Here is a 14,676-nt window from a genome sequence, read left to right as displayed (position 1 = left end):
CTCGGCGCCGGGGGGGCGTCGAGTACGCGGGTAGCTCGATACCGGCTCACCAGTCAGTCGAGTCGGCGGCTTTGAATGCGCCGGGGGTTTGGCCCATGATTCGGCGGAAGGCGTCGATGAACGCACTGGTCGTCGACCACCCGCACTCCTGGGCCACCTGGGTGACCGTTCGCCCCTCGGCGAGCCGGACCATCGAGGCGAACAGGCGCGCGCGGGTCCGCCACTGCGGGTAGGTCTGCCCGAACTCGGCCTTGAACAGCCGCGCCAGCGTCCGCTCGCTGACGTGCACGGACCTTGCCAGGCGCGGGAGGGTGTAGACGTCCCCAAGGTCGTCCTGGACGAGCTCGCACGCCGCGCGCAACCTCGGATCGCTGGGACGCGGTAGACGCAGGCCGACTGCTGGGGTCCGTCGCACTCGGTCGTTGAGGACGCTCTCGAGGTGCGCGATCTCCTCCTCGGACAGGGCTGGATCGGTCACGGCTTTGAGTATCTCGTGTAGCAGCGCGTCCACGGCCACGACCTCGGGGCCCGCGAGCCCGCGGTCGACGAGGCCGGGGCCGGCGGAGTTGAAGAGGTGGAGGAGCGTGTTTCCGTACGTGCGGTGCTCGTGCTCGACCCCGGCGGGGATGAGGAAAGCCCTGCCTGGGGAGGTGACCCAGACGCCGTGACCGGTGTGGATCGCCATCAGCCCGGAACTGACATAGACCAGCTGGTCCTCGTCGTGCCAATGCGCCGCGATGTGCACACCGTCCGGGTACCGCTCCGTGCGCGCGCCCACGTGCGGTCGATGAGGCTCCTCGGGCAGCACCGGGGCCTCGATGTCGGCAGCCTGCGACGACATGGACATGACACTCCTCCCTGGGCCTCCGATGAGGCCGACGACCTATTGGCAGATTTCCGATACTCACTGACCATATATCAGAAGAACTCCGGCGCGGTCCCGGGAAGGATCGTAGATATGGAAAAGAACGCAGATCAGATCGCGGGCACCACGCCCGCGCCAGAGACGTCCTCGTCGAGGACGCACGCCGCACTGTTGACCGTCGCGCTGTTCGTCACCGGGTTCGGGCTGCGCACGGCAGTCGCCAGCGTCGGCTCCGTCCTGGGCCACATCCAGGATTCCTTCTCCGCAGGCAGTGGAGGCCTAAGTTTCCTCACGACGCTGCCCGTACTGTGCTTCGCCGTGGCAGGCATCGCTGTCCCGGTCCTCGCTCGCAAGATCGGCCCGCACCGCGGCCTGCTCATCGCACTGGTCGTCTCGGTCCTCGGCCTCGTTGCCCGCGCCCTGACCGATAGCTTCGCCGTCTTCCTGCTGCTGTCCACCGTCGCGCTCGTCGGTGCCGCGGTGGCCAACGTGCTCCTGCCGTCTCTGGTGAAGACGCACTTCCCCGACCGTGTCGGGCAGAAGACCTCGGTCTACGTCGTCGCGCTCAGCCTCGGCACGATGGCCTCGGCCGGGCTGACGGCCCCGGTCGCCGGCATAGGCTCGGGTGGATGGCGGTGGGGCATCGCCGTGTGGGCGATCCTGCCGGTCCTGGCCGCGATCCCGTGGCTGCTCGCCCGCCCCTGGCCGGCCCATACTTCACCGGCCCAGCCCGCAGACCACGCTCCCCGTGTCTCGGCACTGGGGATGCTGCGCAGCCGCACCGTCATCGCGCTGACCTTCTTCTTCGCCTCCCTGTCGGCCCTGGCCTACATCGCGTTCGGCTGGTTCGCCCTCTACCTGCAGGACCTGGGCGTCGAGGCCAGTACCGCCGGGACGATGGTTGCCGTCCTCGCGGGTGTGAGCATGCCGGTCTCAATTATCGTCTCGCGCGTCAATCCGCGGCGCTTCGGCACGGTCGTCGTCGTCCTCGCCGCGTGCTTCGTCGCATCCCTGATCGGTCTCGCGGTCGCGCCCGCGGCGGGAGCCTGGGTGTGGGTGATCCTCTTCGGCATCGGCAACGGGCTCTTCTCGCTCAGCCTCGCCCTCATCGGACTGCGCGCACGCACCCCCGCCACGACCGCCGCCGTCTCCGGTGTCGTCCAGGGCATCGGGTACCTCGTCGCTGGGGCCGGCCCCCTGCTGTTCGGGCTGCTCCACGCGTGGACCGGCGCATGGACCGGGTCGCTGGCGCTGCTGTTCGTGCTCGTCGCCATCGCCGCTCTCAGCGGCCTGGCCTCCTCGCGCCACCGGTTCATCGACGACGAGCTCCACCCCTCCCCCACAGCCACCCCTGTCCACGACTAGACCGTCCGGCGCTAACCGAACGGAGAACAAGCCGGCAGTTGCACGAGCCCCGCCCCGGGGCCCGGTCGGCTGCCGGCCCGCACGCACACCGACCACTTCGAGCACGAGGAGAAGACACCATGGCATGGACACGATTCGCCGGTACCCTGATCGACCGGTACGAGGTCACTGAGAACATCCTCCGAGCCGACTTCGAGATCAGCACCGACGCTCCCGGGCACGAGTACGAGCCCCTGCCCGCCGGAGACGAATCCGTGGGCCTGTACTTCGCCCGTAACGGGGCCCTCCTGGAGACGCGCGAGTCGACCGCGCCCGGCGCTCACGGCGGATGGGAGACCGTCGAGGACGAGGCGAGCATGGGGCGGCGCAACCTGACCGTGCGCGCCTTCGACCCAGCCGCCGGAACGATGTCCATCGATGTCGCCCACCATGCCTCTGGGGCAGCCATCGACTGGTTCGACAGTGCACGACCGGGCTGGCGGGTGCTCATGGCCGGGGCGAGGTCGTGGCACCGGCCGTCATCCGAAGCCTCGGGACGGCACTGCCTGATCGCTGATCTGGCGGGACTTCCCGCGCTGGCCCGCATCCTTGAGGACACCGCCCCGGGCATCGAGGTGACCGCCGTCGTCGAGGTGCTGTCCCCGGGCGACCTCGACTACCTCCCGCATCATCCGCGCCTGGACCTCGTCCCGCTCATCGGCTCCGGCAACGGCGTCACGGCCAGCCGCCTGACCGACCACGTCCAGCAGATGCCAGGCCTGGAGACGGCGTCGTACCACTGGATAGCAGCAGAAACTACCCAGGTCCGCCACTTCAAGAAGCACCTCAGGGGACTCGGGGTCGACAAGGCCCAGTGCGTGGCTGTCGGCTACTGGACCGACGAGACCCACTGGTCCGAGCACGCCCACCCCTAACCGGGGCCTCGGCTGTCGCTGGAGCCGTCGCGCCGTGACGGGGACGACTCTCAGACCACTTCGGGTGAGGGGCGAGATCCGCAGATGGTTGAATCCCGGTGCTGTTGCGAAGTTGGGGATGACCAGTGAGGATCAGGGCTCATGGGCATCTTCTCCGGTCGACCCTACCCTCTGATACGTCATCTTCCAGACGGTTCGGTGGTACTGCCGCTACGGAGTGTCCGACCGTAATCTTGAGGCAATACTCACCGAGCGTGGTGTTCCGGTGGATCACGCGACGATCTACCGGTGGGTGCAGAAATACGGACCCGAGCTGGACAAGAGAATTCGCTGGTACCGTCAAACCTCACCGTTTTTCTCCGATTCTTGGCGGGTGGATGAAACCTCCATCCGGGGTCAGGGGGGAAGTGGTGCTACCTCTGCCGGGCTCTCACCAAAGACGGCCGGACCTTGGACTTCTACATGTACACCCGACGCAACACACAGGCGATGACAAGGTTTTTTAGGAAAGCGCTTCGCGGTGCCGGTCACCGCAGTCCTGATGGTGGTGCTGGGGTGATCTGCACGGACAAAGCACCCACCTACGCTGCCGCGATAGAGACGCTGATCAAGGACAAGAAACTGTCGAAGGAAGCCGTACACCGTCAGGTGAAGTCCTCACCAATGTGATTGAGGGCGCTCACGGCCGGTTGAAGCGGATCCTGGGGCCCAAAGGTGGTGGGTTCATGAAGCCGGTGTCGGTGTACAGGACGCTGCAGGGAATGGAGGCGATGCACGCGCTACGCAAAGGTCAAGGGCCGTTGTTCGCATAAGGTCACCAAAACCCGGATGACGTGATCGTCGCTAAGGCTTTCGCAGGCGCCTGAGACCACGGGCAAGGGGTGGGGAACCGCTGTGATAATCAGTTTTCAACACCGCCGCACCCACATTGCAACAGCACCCTTCCGGGAACTGCCGCCACGGGCCACCGCGGAGGCGGCCGCGGCCTAGATTGATGAGCTGTGCCCGGTCCCCGCAGGCGCGGTCGCCTGTTACCTTGATTCTGTCCCCGTATCCTCGGGGGCAGGTCACTGGCCTCGGTATGGCTGATTCGCCCTGTTGTTCTAGATGATCCGAATCTTCTATATCCGTCAATGGCCATTTTCGGCAGTCGTATGAAGCGCGTTGAGCAGTCGGTATAGGCGACGAGCGAGGTAGCGTTTGAGACACCGACGGATCTCACGCGGTGTTTTGCCTTCACCTCTTCGTCGGTCCGCGTAGGCCTGAGTTACGGGATCATGAGCCATTCGTACGACAACAGCCATGTGGAGTGCACTGTTGAGGCGCCGATCGCCACCCCGGTTGAGGCGGTGTCGGACAGTGTTACCCGAGGATGCAGGGATCGGGTTGACTCCAGCCAACGCAGCAAACGCAGCCTCGGAACGCACGCGCCCGAGATGCGACCAGGCCGTGTAGACAACAGCGGCGTTGACTGACCCGACCCCGATTTCGTCCAGTAGACCGGCGGCGGGAGTTGACTCGAGAATCTCTGTGATACGGGCGTGGTTGCCCTTGAGCTCGTCGTCAAGACAGATGATGCGTTTGGCTAAACGAGCTGCTTCGGTTCGTGCCGTCGACGTGGCCATTTCCTCGTTGCGGACGCGCCAGTGGGCCACCGTCGCCAGCTGCTCAGGCGTGAGCGTCTGCCGAGCATCAATATCGAGTTCAACGCTACGAATCAATGCCACGAGCGCGTTGACTTTCGCCGTGCGTTCGTCGGTCATCTGTTCCCTGGCAGCAAGGAGGACTCGCAGACTGGCACGTGCTCCTTGATCGTGACGCGGGATGCGCAGTTTGGTGTGTTCAAGCGGCAGGCTTGCCGCAGCGATAGCAGCAGCGTCTAACGGATCGGATTTCCCAGCGCCTGGACGCGCCGACGCGTAGGCGGTGACTCTGGGAGCTTCGATAACAGAGTATCCGTCTCGTGCGACAGTACCGGCCAGTAGTGCTCCATAGCTTCCAGTACCCTCAACCACCCATAGAGCACCGAGATCCTCGCCAGTTCGGCGGGATACCCACGCAATGGCGCGGGATCGACCAGGTGTGGTGTTTGGGAATGTAGCAGTGTCGACATGTTCACCGTTGGCGGTGAGCACGGCATAGGTGTGGGTGCGGGCGTGTGTATCGACGCCGATGACGAAGGGATGAGAATGCGCGACGGTGGTCATTGTCACCGATGGTCCTTTCCTGACGAACGGACAGATATGTTCGACCGCGTCACGGTCGGCAGCGGCCCCGTTTGGGAAGTCACTACCGAGACGGTCCTGTAATGAGCCACAACCATGTGGGCTGGGCAGTCTTCTGATCAAGCCGTCGGTGTGGACAGGGTCGGTGACGACCGCCAGCTTCGATGCCGGACAATTCGGATCCAAGGCCCACAACGGGCCGAGGGGGTGTTGGATCACAGCTGCGAAGAGGCGGCTTACACCAAGCCTGCCAGCTAGTCCCAGACCAGTTAGAACTAGTCTTACAGGGGGGTGTTGCCGCCGAGGTACCAGGACACACGCTGGACCGCTCAATAGGGATGCGACTCACCAGCGCCAGCAGGTGAAGTCTCTTTGTAACGTGGGTGCCCGCAACACGTGTCCGACCCCAACCCAGTGATCTTCCACCACAACCACATACCAACCTCCCCCAAGGAGGGGACGATCATGGAAGACACCACCTACGACGTCTACCTCGGACTCGACGTCGGCAAAACCGCCCACCACGGCTGCGCCCTGACCAGCGACGGGACCAAGATCTACGACAAGGCCCTACCCCAGGACGAAGTCAGCCTACGCACCATCTTCGACGAACTCGCAGCCCACGGCACAGTCCTGCTGATCGTGGACCAGCCCAACACCATCGGCGCCCTGCCGATCGCGGTCGCCCGTGCCACTGACTGCGGCGTGGCCTACCTGCCCGGTCTGGCGATGAGAAAGGCCGCAGATCTGTACCCCGGACAGGCCAAGACTGACCCGCGGGACGCGTTCATCATCGCCAATACCGCCCGCACGATGGGCGCATACCCTGGGTGCGGTGGACCGCAATGCTGAGGTGTTTTCCGCGTTGAAGATGCTGTCCGGGCTGGACGAGGACATCGCTCGTGACTGCACCCGTACGATCAACCGGCTTCGCAGCATCCTGGTGCAGATCTACCCGTCCCTGGAGCGGGTTTTCGCCGGCGAGATTATCCAACGAGCGTTCGTCCTGGACCTGCTGATCCACTACGCCGGGCCGACGAAGCTGAAGCGCTCGGGCAAGAAACGGGTGCTGACCTGGTCCCGCACACGGGCCAAGAAAGACCCCGAAGCCCTGATCGACGCACTCTTCCAGGCCCTAGCAGCACAAACGGTCACCGTACCGGGCACCGCGGCCGCAGAGATCGCGATCCCGATGTTGGCGACCAACATCAAGGCACTGAAAGCCCAGCGGGACTCGATTGCCGGGCAGGTTGAGGAGATGTTTGATGACTTCCCTCTTGCCTGGAACCAGCTGCAGTCTTGATGTCCATGCCGGGTGTGGGCATCAAGACCGCCGCCAACATCCTTCTATCGTTCCGACTTCCCCGACGCCGCCCACTTGGCCGCCTACTCCGGCGTTGCACCGGTGACCAGGCGGTCGGGCACGTCGATCAGAGGCGAGTTCCCCGCCCGAGCCGGCAACAAACGGCTGAAAAACGCACTGTTCAGATCGTCCTGGATCGCATCGAACTGCCACGATGCATCCCGGTCGAACTACACCAAGAAACGTGCCGAAGGTAAGCGACACAACGCTGCGGTGATGTGTCTTGCCAGACGGCGGTGCAACGTCCTGTACGTGATACTGACCCGCGGTGAGTACTTCCGAGAACTGCCACCACGGACCACCGTGGGGCTGCCGCAGCCTAGATCGGATCGCTGAACTGAGCCCTTGCTGTCCGTCCCACAGGCGTCGCAGTACCGGCAACAGCCGGGCCCGACGTCTACGCCACCATGTTCGAAGACAGACCACTGAAAGCCGGGGCATCAGGTCGAGGAGAACGCGGCGCAGGGGTTGACAATCTAGATAGGGACACCCCCCCGCAACAGCCGGCACCGACGCCAACGCCAGCATGTTCGAAATCAAGCTACAGCTGGTGAGCACGAAAGAACCGACGAACCTATGGTCCAGGGGTTGAAAACCTAGATAGGGGCACCCCGCTCCCTAGATCCGATCACCTGTGGATACGTCTGACGAGTAGCTGTGCCCACCTCCGCCAAGAACTAATCACAGCAACTCTGCTCGACAGGGTGGACCCACGACATCGCTCCTGAGGAAAACCAGCCAGAAGCTGCTGACAAGTGCTTTCCGCAATATACTTCGGCAACCTCACCGAGGAGGATGAACCTCTTCAGCCACCGGTAGCCGGCCTGCCGAGAGCAGTACGAGATCTCGGCACGTCAACGCCACAAGGACCCCTGCAGCCGCCCACTCGCGTCACGCCCGGCAGATTCGCCTGAGATAGATACGTCGATCCCGACGAAGGGCCCCGTCTTCGTGCTCCAGAATCCGGTTCCGCTTCTTCAACTCGCAGGTCTCGACCGACTCAGCCCGACGCGACTGACCGAGCTTAACTCCCCGTGTCGATCACGACTCAACGCCGCCACTTCTGCGACATCATTCCGAACAGCAATGTGACCCAAGTACGACGCAGCAGGTGCCGATGCAGCTCCCTGTAACACGGGAACCGTCGGGCTAAGAAGACCTCCCGCAGCCACCAGCTCAGCCCACCACGCAAACGAAACAGTTGGCAAAACGTCCAGTATAGAAAGGCCGGGCTACCCTAAGTCGCCATCCGGGACACTTATGCATCGAACGGCCAAAATCGAACAATCGCCTACAAAAATAACTCTAAAAACAGCCAAAAGATGGAAGCCGACTCCAGAAACATTCCAGGTCAGCAGCCGAAGATCGAAAAGCGACCCAGACGAGGCACGTAGCTCGCGCCCAATCCGCGAGTATTGGTTGCCTCATCGGGACGAAACCAGGACGAAACACAAAAAAATCCCCGGCACCCCCTTGTGCGACCTTTTGACCGGTGATAGGTTGGTGGACACAACCAACCAAGCATCCCTTTTTGGTTGCGATTGGTTGTCTATCTGGAACCGCCAGACACGCATTTCGACCGGGACCGATGAAAAGAGGCGTTCCACACCAGGGAGGTGCCTCCACCTCATTCAGAACCACGAAGAGGTCGCTGGCCATCGGGACCAATCAACACCACGTGACGAAGTAACAGCGAAAAACTACGTCACGCGAACAACCGCCCCAATCCAGATATCACGAAACAGAAATGGAGCAGTGCATGCAGTACGCTCAATACATCCATGATGGTCACCGTGGATGCGCGATTCACGAAGATGGTGTCCTATACCCAACAGATTGGGATCTCCGCGACCTCATGGTACTGGCTGCGGCTGGCGCCAACCCTCGTATTGAAAAAAACGAAAAGCAAGCTGTCGATGTCGCCGACGTCACGCTCCTCGCCCCGCTGGCACGCGGGTCACGGATCATCTGCGCAGGGATCAATTATCTGGCACACCAACAAGAATCTGCAGACACCTTCTCCGCAAACGTTCCTGAAGATCCGATCATCTTTATCAAGGACCAGACCGCAATCTGTGGCCCAGAAGACACCTTGGTCTTGAGCGAGGATGTATCTACAAACTTCGATTGGGAGGCTGAACTGGGGGTCGTCATTGGAGCCACAGCTCAGAATATAACCAGGAATGATGCGTGGGACGTCGTGGCAGGGTACACCGTCGTCAATGACATCTCCGCCAGGGACATACAGACAAAACACCAGCAGTGGACGCTTGGTAAGAATGTCGACCGCTCGACGCCGATCGGGCCATGGATCTCCACTTACGAAGAGGTCGGGCCGGACCCCGATCTCGCGATGACTCTGAAAGTCAACGGAGTCGAAAAACAGTCGACCCGAACAGGCGATATGATCTTCGACATTCCGAAACTCATCGAAACAGTGTCCCACATCATGACGCTGTACCCAGGCGACATCATCGCTACAGGAACCCCGTCCGGCGTCGGGTTCAAGAGGACGCCTCCAGAGTTCCTCCACGATGGGGACAAAGTAACGACGATCATTAAGGGAATCGGTCAGATAGAAAATAAGGTCAGAACGCACTAAACGGAGCTTTTCACGCAGCCCCGACAACCTAAGCAACCGGACCATAGGCCAGACCTTTGTAAAGTGACGGCTATACCAACAAGTATTGGAGACACCCCCATGACCATCCATTTTCCGTCTGTTCCCGAGCTGGCAAAATTCGGCGACTACAACGCTGTCTCAGTGGCCAACCCGAAAGAACTAGTGACGGTTGCAGGTCAATTCGGGACCGATTCCACGGGAAAGTTCCCGCGCACCGATTCAGCAGAAGACCAGGTACGAGGAGCCTTTGAGAACGTCGGTCACGCTCTCAAGAGCGCCGGCCTCGGGTTTGAGGACGTAATCAAGTTCCAAACGTTCCTGGTGGGCCGCGAAACCATCGACGCATTCATGAAGGTTCGAAAGGAATTTTTCCAGGATGCCTATCCTGACGGAGTGTACCCGCCCAATACACTCCTAGTCGTCGCCGGGCTAGTCGAAGAGCGCTTCGTCGCTGAAATCGAAGCGCTCGCGGTCAGGACCAATTAGGAGGTACACCGTGCGAACAGAATACTTCCAGAGCGGGCGCGATATTACAATAAGCTACCCGGTGGAAATCAACGGCATCAGGACGCGTGTCGTAGAGGCTGGCGAAGGCGATGAGGTCCTCGTCTGCATCCATGGGGTCGGATCCCGTGCAGACAGATTCATCCCCGCTATGCCGGACCTGACGTCACAGGGATATCGAGTCATAGCGATCGATTTACCAGGTCATGGTTTCGCATCAAAGCCTCCAGATTTTAACTATCGGCCAAAGGAATTCGCCGCTTTCATAGGAGGTGTTCTCGACCTCTTGGATTTAGAGGCGTCACAATCCTCGGAACCTCTTTGGGCGGACAAGTCGCTGCGACTCTAGCCTGCGACCGATACGAACTCGTGTCCAGGCTGATTCTAATAGGAACCATGGGTATTGTCCCAATGAAAGAAGAAGACATGGTTCCGCCTGAAAAGGTCTCGGACGGAAGTCCTGAAGGAGTCAAGGCAAAGCTATCTATGCTACTTTCCTCGGGATCAATCGTTCCTAATTCCTGGGTGCGCGAAGAGTCTATGATCAATACCTCCGTAGGCGCTAAAGAGGCACTATATCAGGCGGCAGACGCACTGAACGAAGATTCCGTAGGCGACCTACAGCTGGCGCGGCTGGAGGTAATCAGACCAAGTATACCAGTGCTACTTGTTTGGGGAGAAGACGATTCTTGGACGCCAATTGAAATGGGCTTCCGAGCGCAGCAGGCCATTCCGAGGGCAGAGCTGGCAGTAATGAAAAACTGTGGCCACGCACCGTACTTCGAGAATCCTGAGGAGTTTGCTGAGATCGTCCGGCATTTCATCGACTTCGAAAAAAAAGACGAAGTATAAACGACTTCGGAAAAGAGGATATAATGCAACCCAACTACTTGCTTATCAAGAACGGCAATGTAATCGACGGTGACCTCAATCCGCCGATGCCTAGCTGCGACGTACTTGTACATGACGCAAGAATCGTTAAGATCGGAAAGGTCGATCCCGCTACTGATATACCCGAGGGGGCTATTCTTGAGACAGTTGACGCCACCGGGAAGACAGTGATGCCTGGCCTTATCGATGTCCATTGCCACATGACCTATGGGTTGGCTCGGACCGAAGAAGAGATCAGCATGTATACACCCCCCGAGCTAAGAACTCTGATCGCCTCGGTGAACGTGGAAAAAGTGCTGGCCGCTGGAGTTACCAGCATATCGCAACCCGGAGGAAGCTACTTTATCGGCGTGGGGCTACGTGAGGGTATCAAACAAGGTATCGTTCACGGTCCAAGAATGACTACGGCTGGCCGGTACCTTACTACCAGCAACGGGCTAACTGACTGGTTTCCAGACTCGACTGGCGTTCCCGAGGCGAGTACAGGGCGGCTGACAAATACGCCGGACGCTATGATCGATGAAATCCGCAGGCAGAAAAAGGGAGGCGTCGATCTGATCAAACTTGCCGACTCCCCCTTCGGAGACTACCAGGCGTTCCGTGATGAAGAGCTAAAACTGTGCGCAGACCTTGCCCATCAGCTTGGGCTGATGATCACAATTCATGCTCGCGGCGATGGTGAGGTCAATGCGGCTGTCAACGCCGGTTTCGACCACATTATGCACGGAAATAGGATGTCCGACGCGACCATTGCAAACCTCGCGGAAAGTCAGATCCCACTCGTACCTACGCAGCTGTTGATGCATCACCTGGTGGAATTTTCCGAATACGCTGGGGTCCGGCATTCTATTGTTGAAGCCACAAAGCGAATGAACGATATGACGATGGATTCACTCCATCGAGCCTATGATGCCGGTGTTAAGTTTGCCATGGGGACGGACAGCGGATTCGCACTGGTTCCATACGGCCAGTGGCACGCGAAAGAGCTAGAAATGCTAATGCTCTACACGGGGATGAGTGCGCTGGAAGCTATCCAGGCCGGAACGAAGCACGGGGCTAATGCGATGCGTTTGCCGAACGATCTGGGGGTCATTGCAGAAGGAAAGCTTGCGGACATTATCGTTGTCGATGGCGACCCCCTCAAAGATATCCGCGTTCTTTATCAGCCCGGGAAGGTCGAAACTGTGATCCTCAATGGGCAGGTCCAGTCTTTCCCGGAAGACATCCGGAGCACCTTTGTTCGTAATGATTACCTCCCGAATGAATACGGATGGAATCTCATTACATATGAGCGTGTTCATGAAGGAGGCGAGATCCCCAAAACACAGCTGGATTGGACCGGAGAGCGAAAGAAAGACATGCTCAATGATGTCCGCGGACTCGAGCGGATGGCGAAGGCCGGCCCAGAATAGTTTCCCCCGCCCGGAGCCCTAAACAAGTATTTCAAGAAACCCCGTTTAGGATCCCCGACTGGGTAAAGTGGGGAATAGCCTCCTGCTGCTAAATTACAAGATCGGCAAATTCTGCGGCGGAGGCTGTAGGTTCGGCTACGATTTCGCCACCAACGAGAAATTCTTCTGAATTACTTCTACCTTTTCAGCCCATCTGGTTGGTTGCTCCTATCGGACCTTATCCTCTCACTCTGTTCTTGTCAAACCGGACTAGCCCTTGGTCACCGCCCGTCACCCACACCTTATATTTTAAGACGGCCCCAGGAATGTCCTTAATTGGAAGGTCAACATGACGAACTATAGAAGAGTGAGAAATGATGCGATCTCACGTAGCGTAGGGTCCAAGCATGATTCTCCGGATATTGTAAAAGAAGACTATGCTGAAGAGTCCGTTCCTGTATCCTACCGAACGATGAGCAACATATCGCTAGGATCGGTAATGCTCGGCGTCACGACTGCAATGATATACTTGTCGTGGGGAGCTATTATGGTTCAGAATTTCGGTACGGAAAATCTAGTAGTATCGATGGTGATAGCGACGGTCATCATGGGGGGACTGTCGACTTTCTTTGCTTTTCGAGCTTCAAAGACCGGTCTCGGTGCGGAGCTATTAAGCCGACGGAGTCTTGGATTTCTGGGCTCCGTTCCTAGTGCAGTCATATATGGTTTGTCGCTGATTATGTTTTTTGCCTTTGAGGGCGGAATCGTAGTCAACTCAATAACGGCATCGAATGATAACGTTCCTCGCTCCCTTTGCATCGTAGTTGCAGCTATTATTTGTATTCCGCTGGTTCTCTACGGTATGAAGATTATGAACATCGTGATGTGGGTCACTCTTCCCATTTATGGTGTCTTCATGGTTATTACAATCTGGCATGCCATGGACACTCCCCCAGTAGACTTTTGGAATTATAGGCCGGATAGTATTGATGATTCTGCCGGACCTCCCGTACTACAGATTGTCGCAGCGGCCATTGGTTATACGGTTAATATTTCTTTATGCGCCGATAGCGGCAGGTTCATTAAGCCGCAGGTTGCCAAAAGAGGGTCATTGATCGTCGGCGGGTTTGCTCAGCTTATTACCTTTATGGGAATCACCCTCCTTGGGGCGTGGCTCGGCCTTCGTTTTTCAGAAGCTGACCCAGGTATTTATCTTCCCGCGGTTATGGGCCTATGGGGTGTGCTGTTCGTAGTGGTGACGCAGCTGCGGATTAATGTAGTTAACCTTTATGGAGCTTCTATTGCGCTAGCTAATGCTTTTTCTCGCATTCTTCCGTGGAGAATGGGGCGCGTCACCTGGACCATTATTTCTATTGCCTTAGGCGCGATTGCTATATACTTCGATCTTTACGGTCGCGTGCAAGCTGTGATGACATTTGCGGGTGTTTTTCTTCTTGCTTGGATTATGACGGTATTCTCTGAACACGTTTGGACAGTGTGGGTGTTCCGCTTCCAGTCCCATATGTTTGCTCCTATATCCAGATCTGAGGCCCGGGCTTTCAATCCCGTCGGTATTTCGTCGCTTGCCGTTTCTCTTTTGCTGGGTGCGCCGTTGGCCTTCGGTGCCGCGGGAGCTTATGGGATGACGATTGCTCCTTTTGTAGCGGGCATACTTCCTTTGGTTATAGTTCCGGTCGCTGCATTGTTTTTGCGTGACCGTGTATATGGTCCTCGCGTTAACCGTTAATTTTTTGATGTCGACAAGCAGTCTATATTCAGTGTTTTGTTTGTCACCGCGGATGGGTTCACTTCCGGACGAGCACCGTTTGAAATAAATCGTTTCGTCACGATCCTATGTATTTTGGCTTTTCTTTCGAACCTCCGCTCGTTTGAAATCGGCACGTCGTTTATTCTGAAATAGCCATCCGGCGTCATTCTGGAATTTATTTCAGTTCCTGTAAACTCATTCAGTATCCGCCTCCGGAAGTACACCAATTGATCTATTTTTCATCCCGGGAGTTTATGACAAAAAAACTGCCATCCAGGGTGTCATTGTATTGTTTTATACATCCGTTTAGTTCTGGTTTGTTTTTCAGACTCACAGCGCCGGAGCATTTATTATTCAGAGGAATATTCTAGTATCATGCAGACGTCGATTTTCCCTTCGTTTTCCAAGATTCTCGTCGCCAACCGCGGCGAAATCGCCGTGCGGGCCTTCCGCGCCGCCTTCGAAACCGGCGCATCCACCGTCGCGGTCTACCCACGCGAAGACCGCAACTCCTTCCACCGCTCCTTCGCCTCCGAAGCCGTGCGCATCGGCGCGCAAGGCTCCCCAGTCAAGGCCTACCTCGACATCGACGAAATCATCCGCGCCGCGGTACAGACCGGCGCCGACGCGATCTACCCCGGCTACGGCTTCCTATCCGAAAACGCGCACCTGGCCCGACGCTGCGCCGACAACAACATCACCTTCATCGGCCCCGACCCCGACACCCTCGACCTCACCGGCGACAAAGCCGCCGCCGTCGAGGCTGC

General features: G+C 58.6%; 9 protein-coding genes and 3 pseudogenes. 10 read left to right on the top strand and 2 right to left on the bottom strand.

Annotated features, from left to right (window positions below):
- Positions 1-46 precede the first annotated feature (46 nt).
- Positions 47-841 (bottom strand): helix-turn-helix domain-containing protein, encoded by a 795-nt coding sequence (locus BJF89_RS06755; RefSeq protein ID WP_083650545.1) that lies wholly within the window; start codon positions 839-841, stop codon positions 47-49.
- Between the two features lie 117 nt (positions 842-958).
- Here BJF89_RS06755 and BJF89_RS06750 point away from each other — a divergent pair, with 117 nt between their 5' ends.
- From BJF89_RS06750 to BJF89_RS06740, 3 genes and pseudogenes are all read left to right on the top strand, one after another.
- On the top strand, positions 959-2,230 hold the full coding sequence (locus tag BJF89_RS06750; protein ID WP_075813464.1) for an MFS transporter: 1,272 nt from the start codon (positions 959-961) through the stop codon (positions 2,228-2,230).
- 119 nt (positions 2,231-2,349) lie between these two features.
- On the top strand, positions 2,350-3,144 hold the full coding sequence (locus BJF89_RS06745; protein ID WP_075813462.1) for a siderophore-interacting protein: 795 nt from the start codon (positions 2,350-2,352) through the stop codon (positions 3,142-3,144).
- 141 nt (positions 3,145-3,285) lie between these two features.
- Positions 3,286-3,956, top strand: a pseudogene (locus tag BJF89_RS06740) (IS6 family transposase).
- A 318-nt stretch (positions 3,957-4,274) separates the two neighbouring features.
- Here BJF89_RS06740 and BJF89_RS06735 read toward each other — a convergent pair.
- Positions 4,275-5,351, bottom strand: a complete 1,077-nt coding sequence (locus BJF89_RS06735) for an IS110 family transposase (RefSeq protein ID WP_075813460.1) — start codon at positions 5,349-5,351, stop codon at positions 4,275-4,277.
- 483 nt (positions 5,352-5,834) lie between these two features.
- Between BJF89_RS06735 and BJF89_RS06730 the strand changes: the two are divergent.
- From BJF89_RS06730 to BJF89_RS06695, 7 genes and pseudogenes are all read left to right on the top strand, one after another.
- Positions 5,835-7,068 (top strand): annotated as a pseudogene (locus BJF89_RS06730) (IS110 family transposase).
- Positions 7,069-8,491: 1,423 nt separating this feature from the next.
- Positions 8,492-9,334, top strand: coding sequence for a fumarylacetoacetate hydrolase family protein (locus tag BJF89_RS06725; protein ID WP_075813487.1), 843 nt, complete (start codon positions 8,492-8,494; stop codon positions 9,332-9,334).
- Between the two features lie 99 nt (positions 9,335-9,433).
- A complete protein-coding gene (locus BJF89_RS06720; protein WP_075813458.1) occupies positions 9,434-9,841 on the top strand; it encodes a RidA family protein in 408 nt (135 codons plus the stop codon).
- Between the two features lie 121 nt (positions 9,842-9,962).
- Positions 9,963-10,711, top strand: a pseudogene (locus tag BJF89_RS06710) (alpha/beta fold hydrolase); the annotation flags it as partial.
- Between the two features lie 23 nt (positions 10,712-10,734).
- Complete coding sequence (locus tag BJF89_RS06705) at positions 10,735-12,162, top strand: amidohydrolase family protein (RefSeq protein ID WP_075813452.1); 1,428 nt, start codon at positions 10,735-10,737, stop codon at positions 12,160-12,162.
- A 328-nt stretch (positions 12,163-12,490) separates the two neighbouring features.
- Positions 12,491-13,888 carry a cytosine permease gene (locus BJF89_RS06700; RefSeq protein WP_139311918.1) on the top strand — a complete coding sequence of 466 codons (1,398 nt, stop codon included), beginning with the start codon at positions 12,491-12,493 and terminating at the stop codon, positions 13,886-13,888.
- 396 nt (positions 13,889-14,284) lie between these two features.
- The coding region (locus BJF89_RS06695; RefSeq protein WP_304441329.1) for a biotin carboxylase N-terminal domain-containing protein at positions 14,285-14,676 on the top strand (392 nt) is incomplete at its 3' end.

It is taken from the genome of Corynebacterium sp. CNJ-954, from assembly GCF_001942345.1.
In the GTDB taxonomy this organism is placed as follows: Bacteria; Actinomycetota; Actinomycetes; order Mycobacteriales; family Mycobacteriaceae; genus Corynebacterium.
This window is presented reverse-complemented; position numbering and strand designations above follow the sequence as displayed.

What these genes read in the sequence shown, in the direction of transcription:
- BJF89_RS06725 (WP_075813487.1), top strand. Translation starts at nt 8,492, where the DNA reads ATGCAGTACGCTCAATACATCCATGATGGTCACCGTGGATGCGCGATT.
- BJF89_RS06755 (WP_083650545.1), bottom strand. Translation starts at nt 841, where the DNA reads ATGTCGTCGCAGGCTGCCGACATCGAGGCCCCGGTGCTGCCCGAGGAG.
- BJF89_RS06720 (WP_075813458.1), top strand. Translation starts at nt 9,434, where the DNA reads ATGACCATCCATTTTCCGTCTGTTCCCGAGCTGGCAAAATTCGGCGAC.
- BJF89_RS06705 (WP_075813452.1), top strand. Translation starts at nt 10,735, where the DNA reads ATGCAACCCAACTACTTGCTTATCAAGAACGGCAATGTAATCGACGGT.
- BJF89_RS06750 (WP_075813464.1), top strand. Translation starts at nt 959, where the DNA reads ATGGAAAAGAACGCAGATCAGATCGCGGGCACCACGCCCGCGCCAGAG.
- BJF89_RS06735 (WP_075813460.1), bottom strand. Translation starts at nt 5,351, where the DNA reads ATGACCACCGTCGCGCATTCTCATCCCTTCGTCATCGGCGTCGATACA.
- BJF89_RS06700 (WP_139311918.1), top strand. Translation starts at nt 12,491, where the DNA reads ATGACGAACTATAGAAGAGTGAGAAATGATGCGATCTCACGTAGCGTA.
- BJF89_RS06745 (WP_075813462.1), top strand. Translation starts at nt 2,350, where the DNA reads ATGGCATGGACACGATTCGCCGGTACCCTGATCGACCGGTACGAGGTC.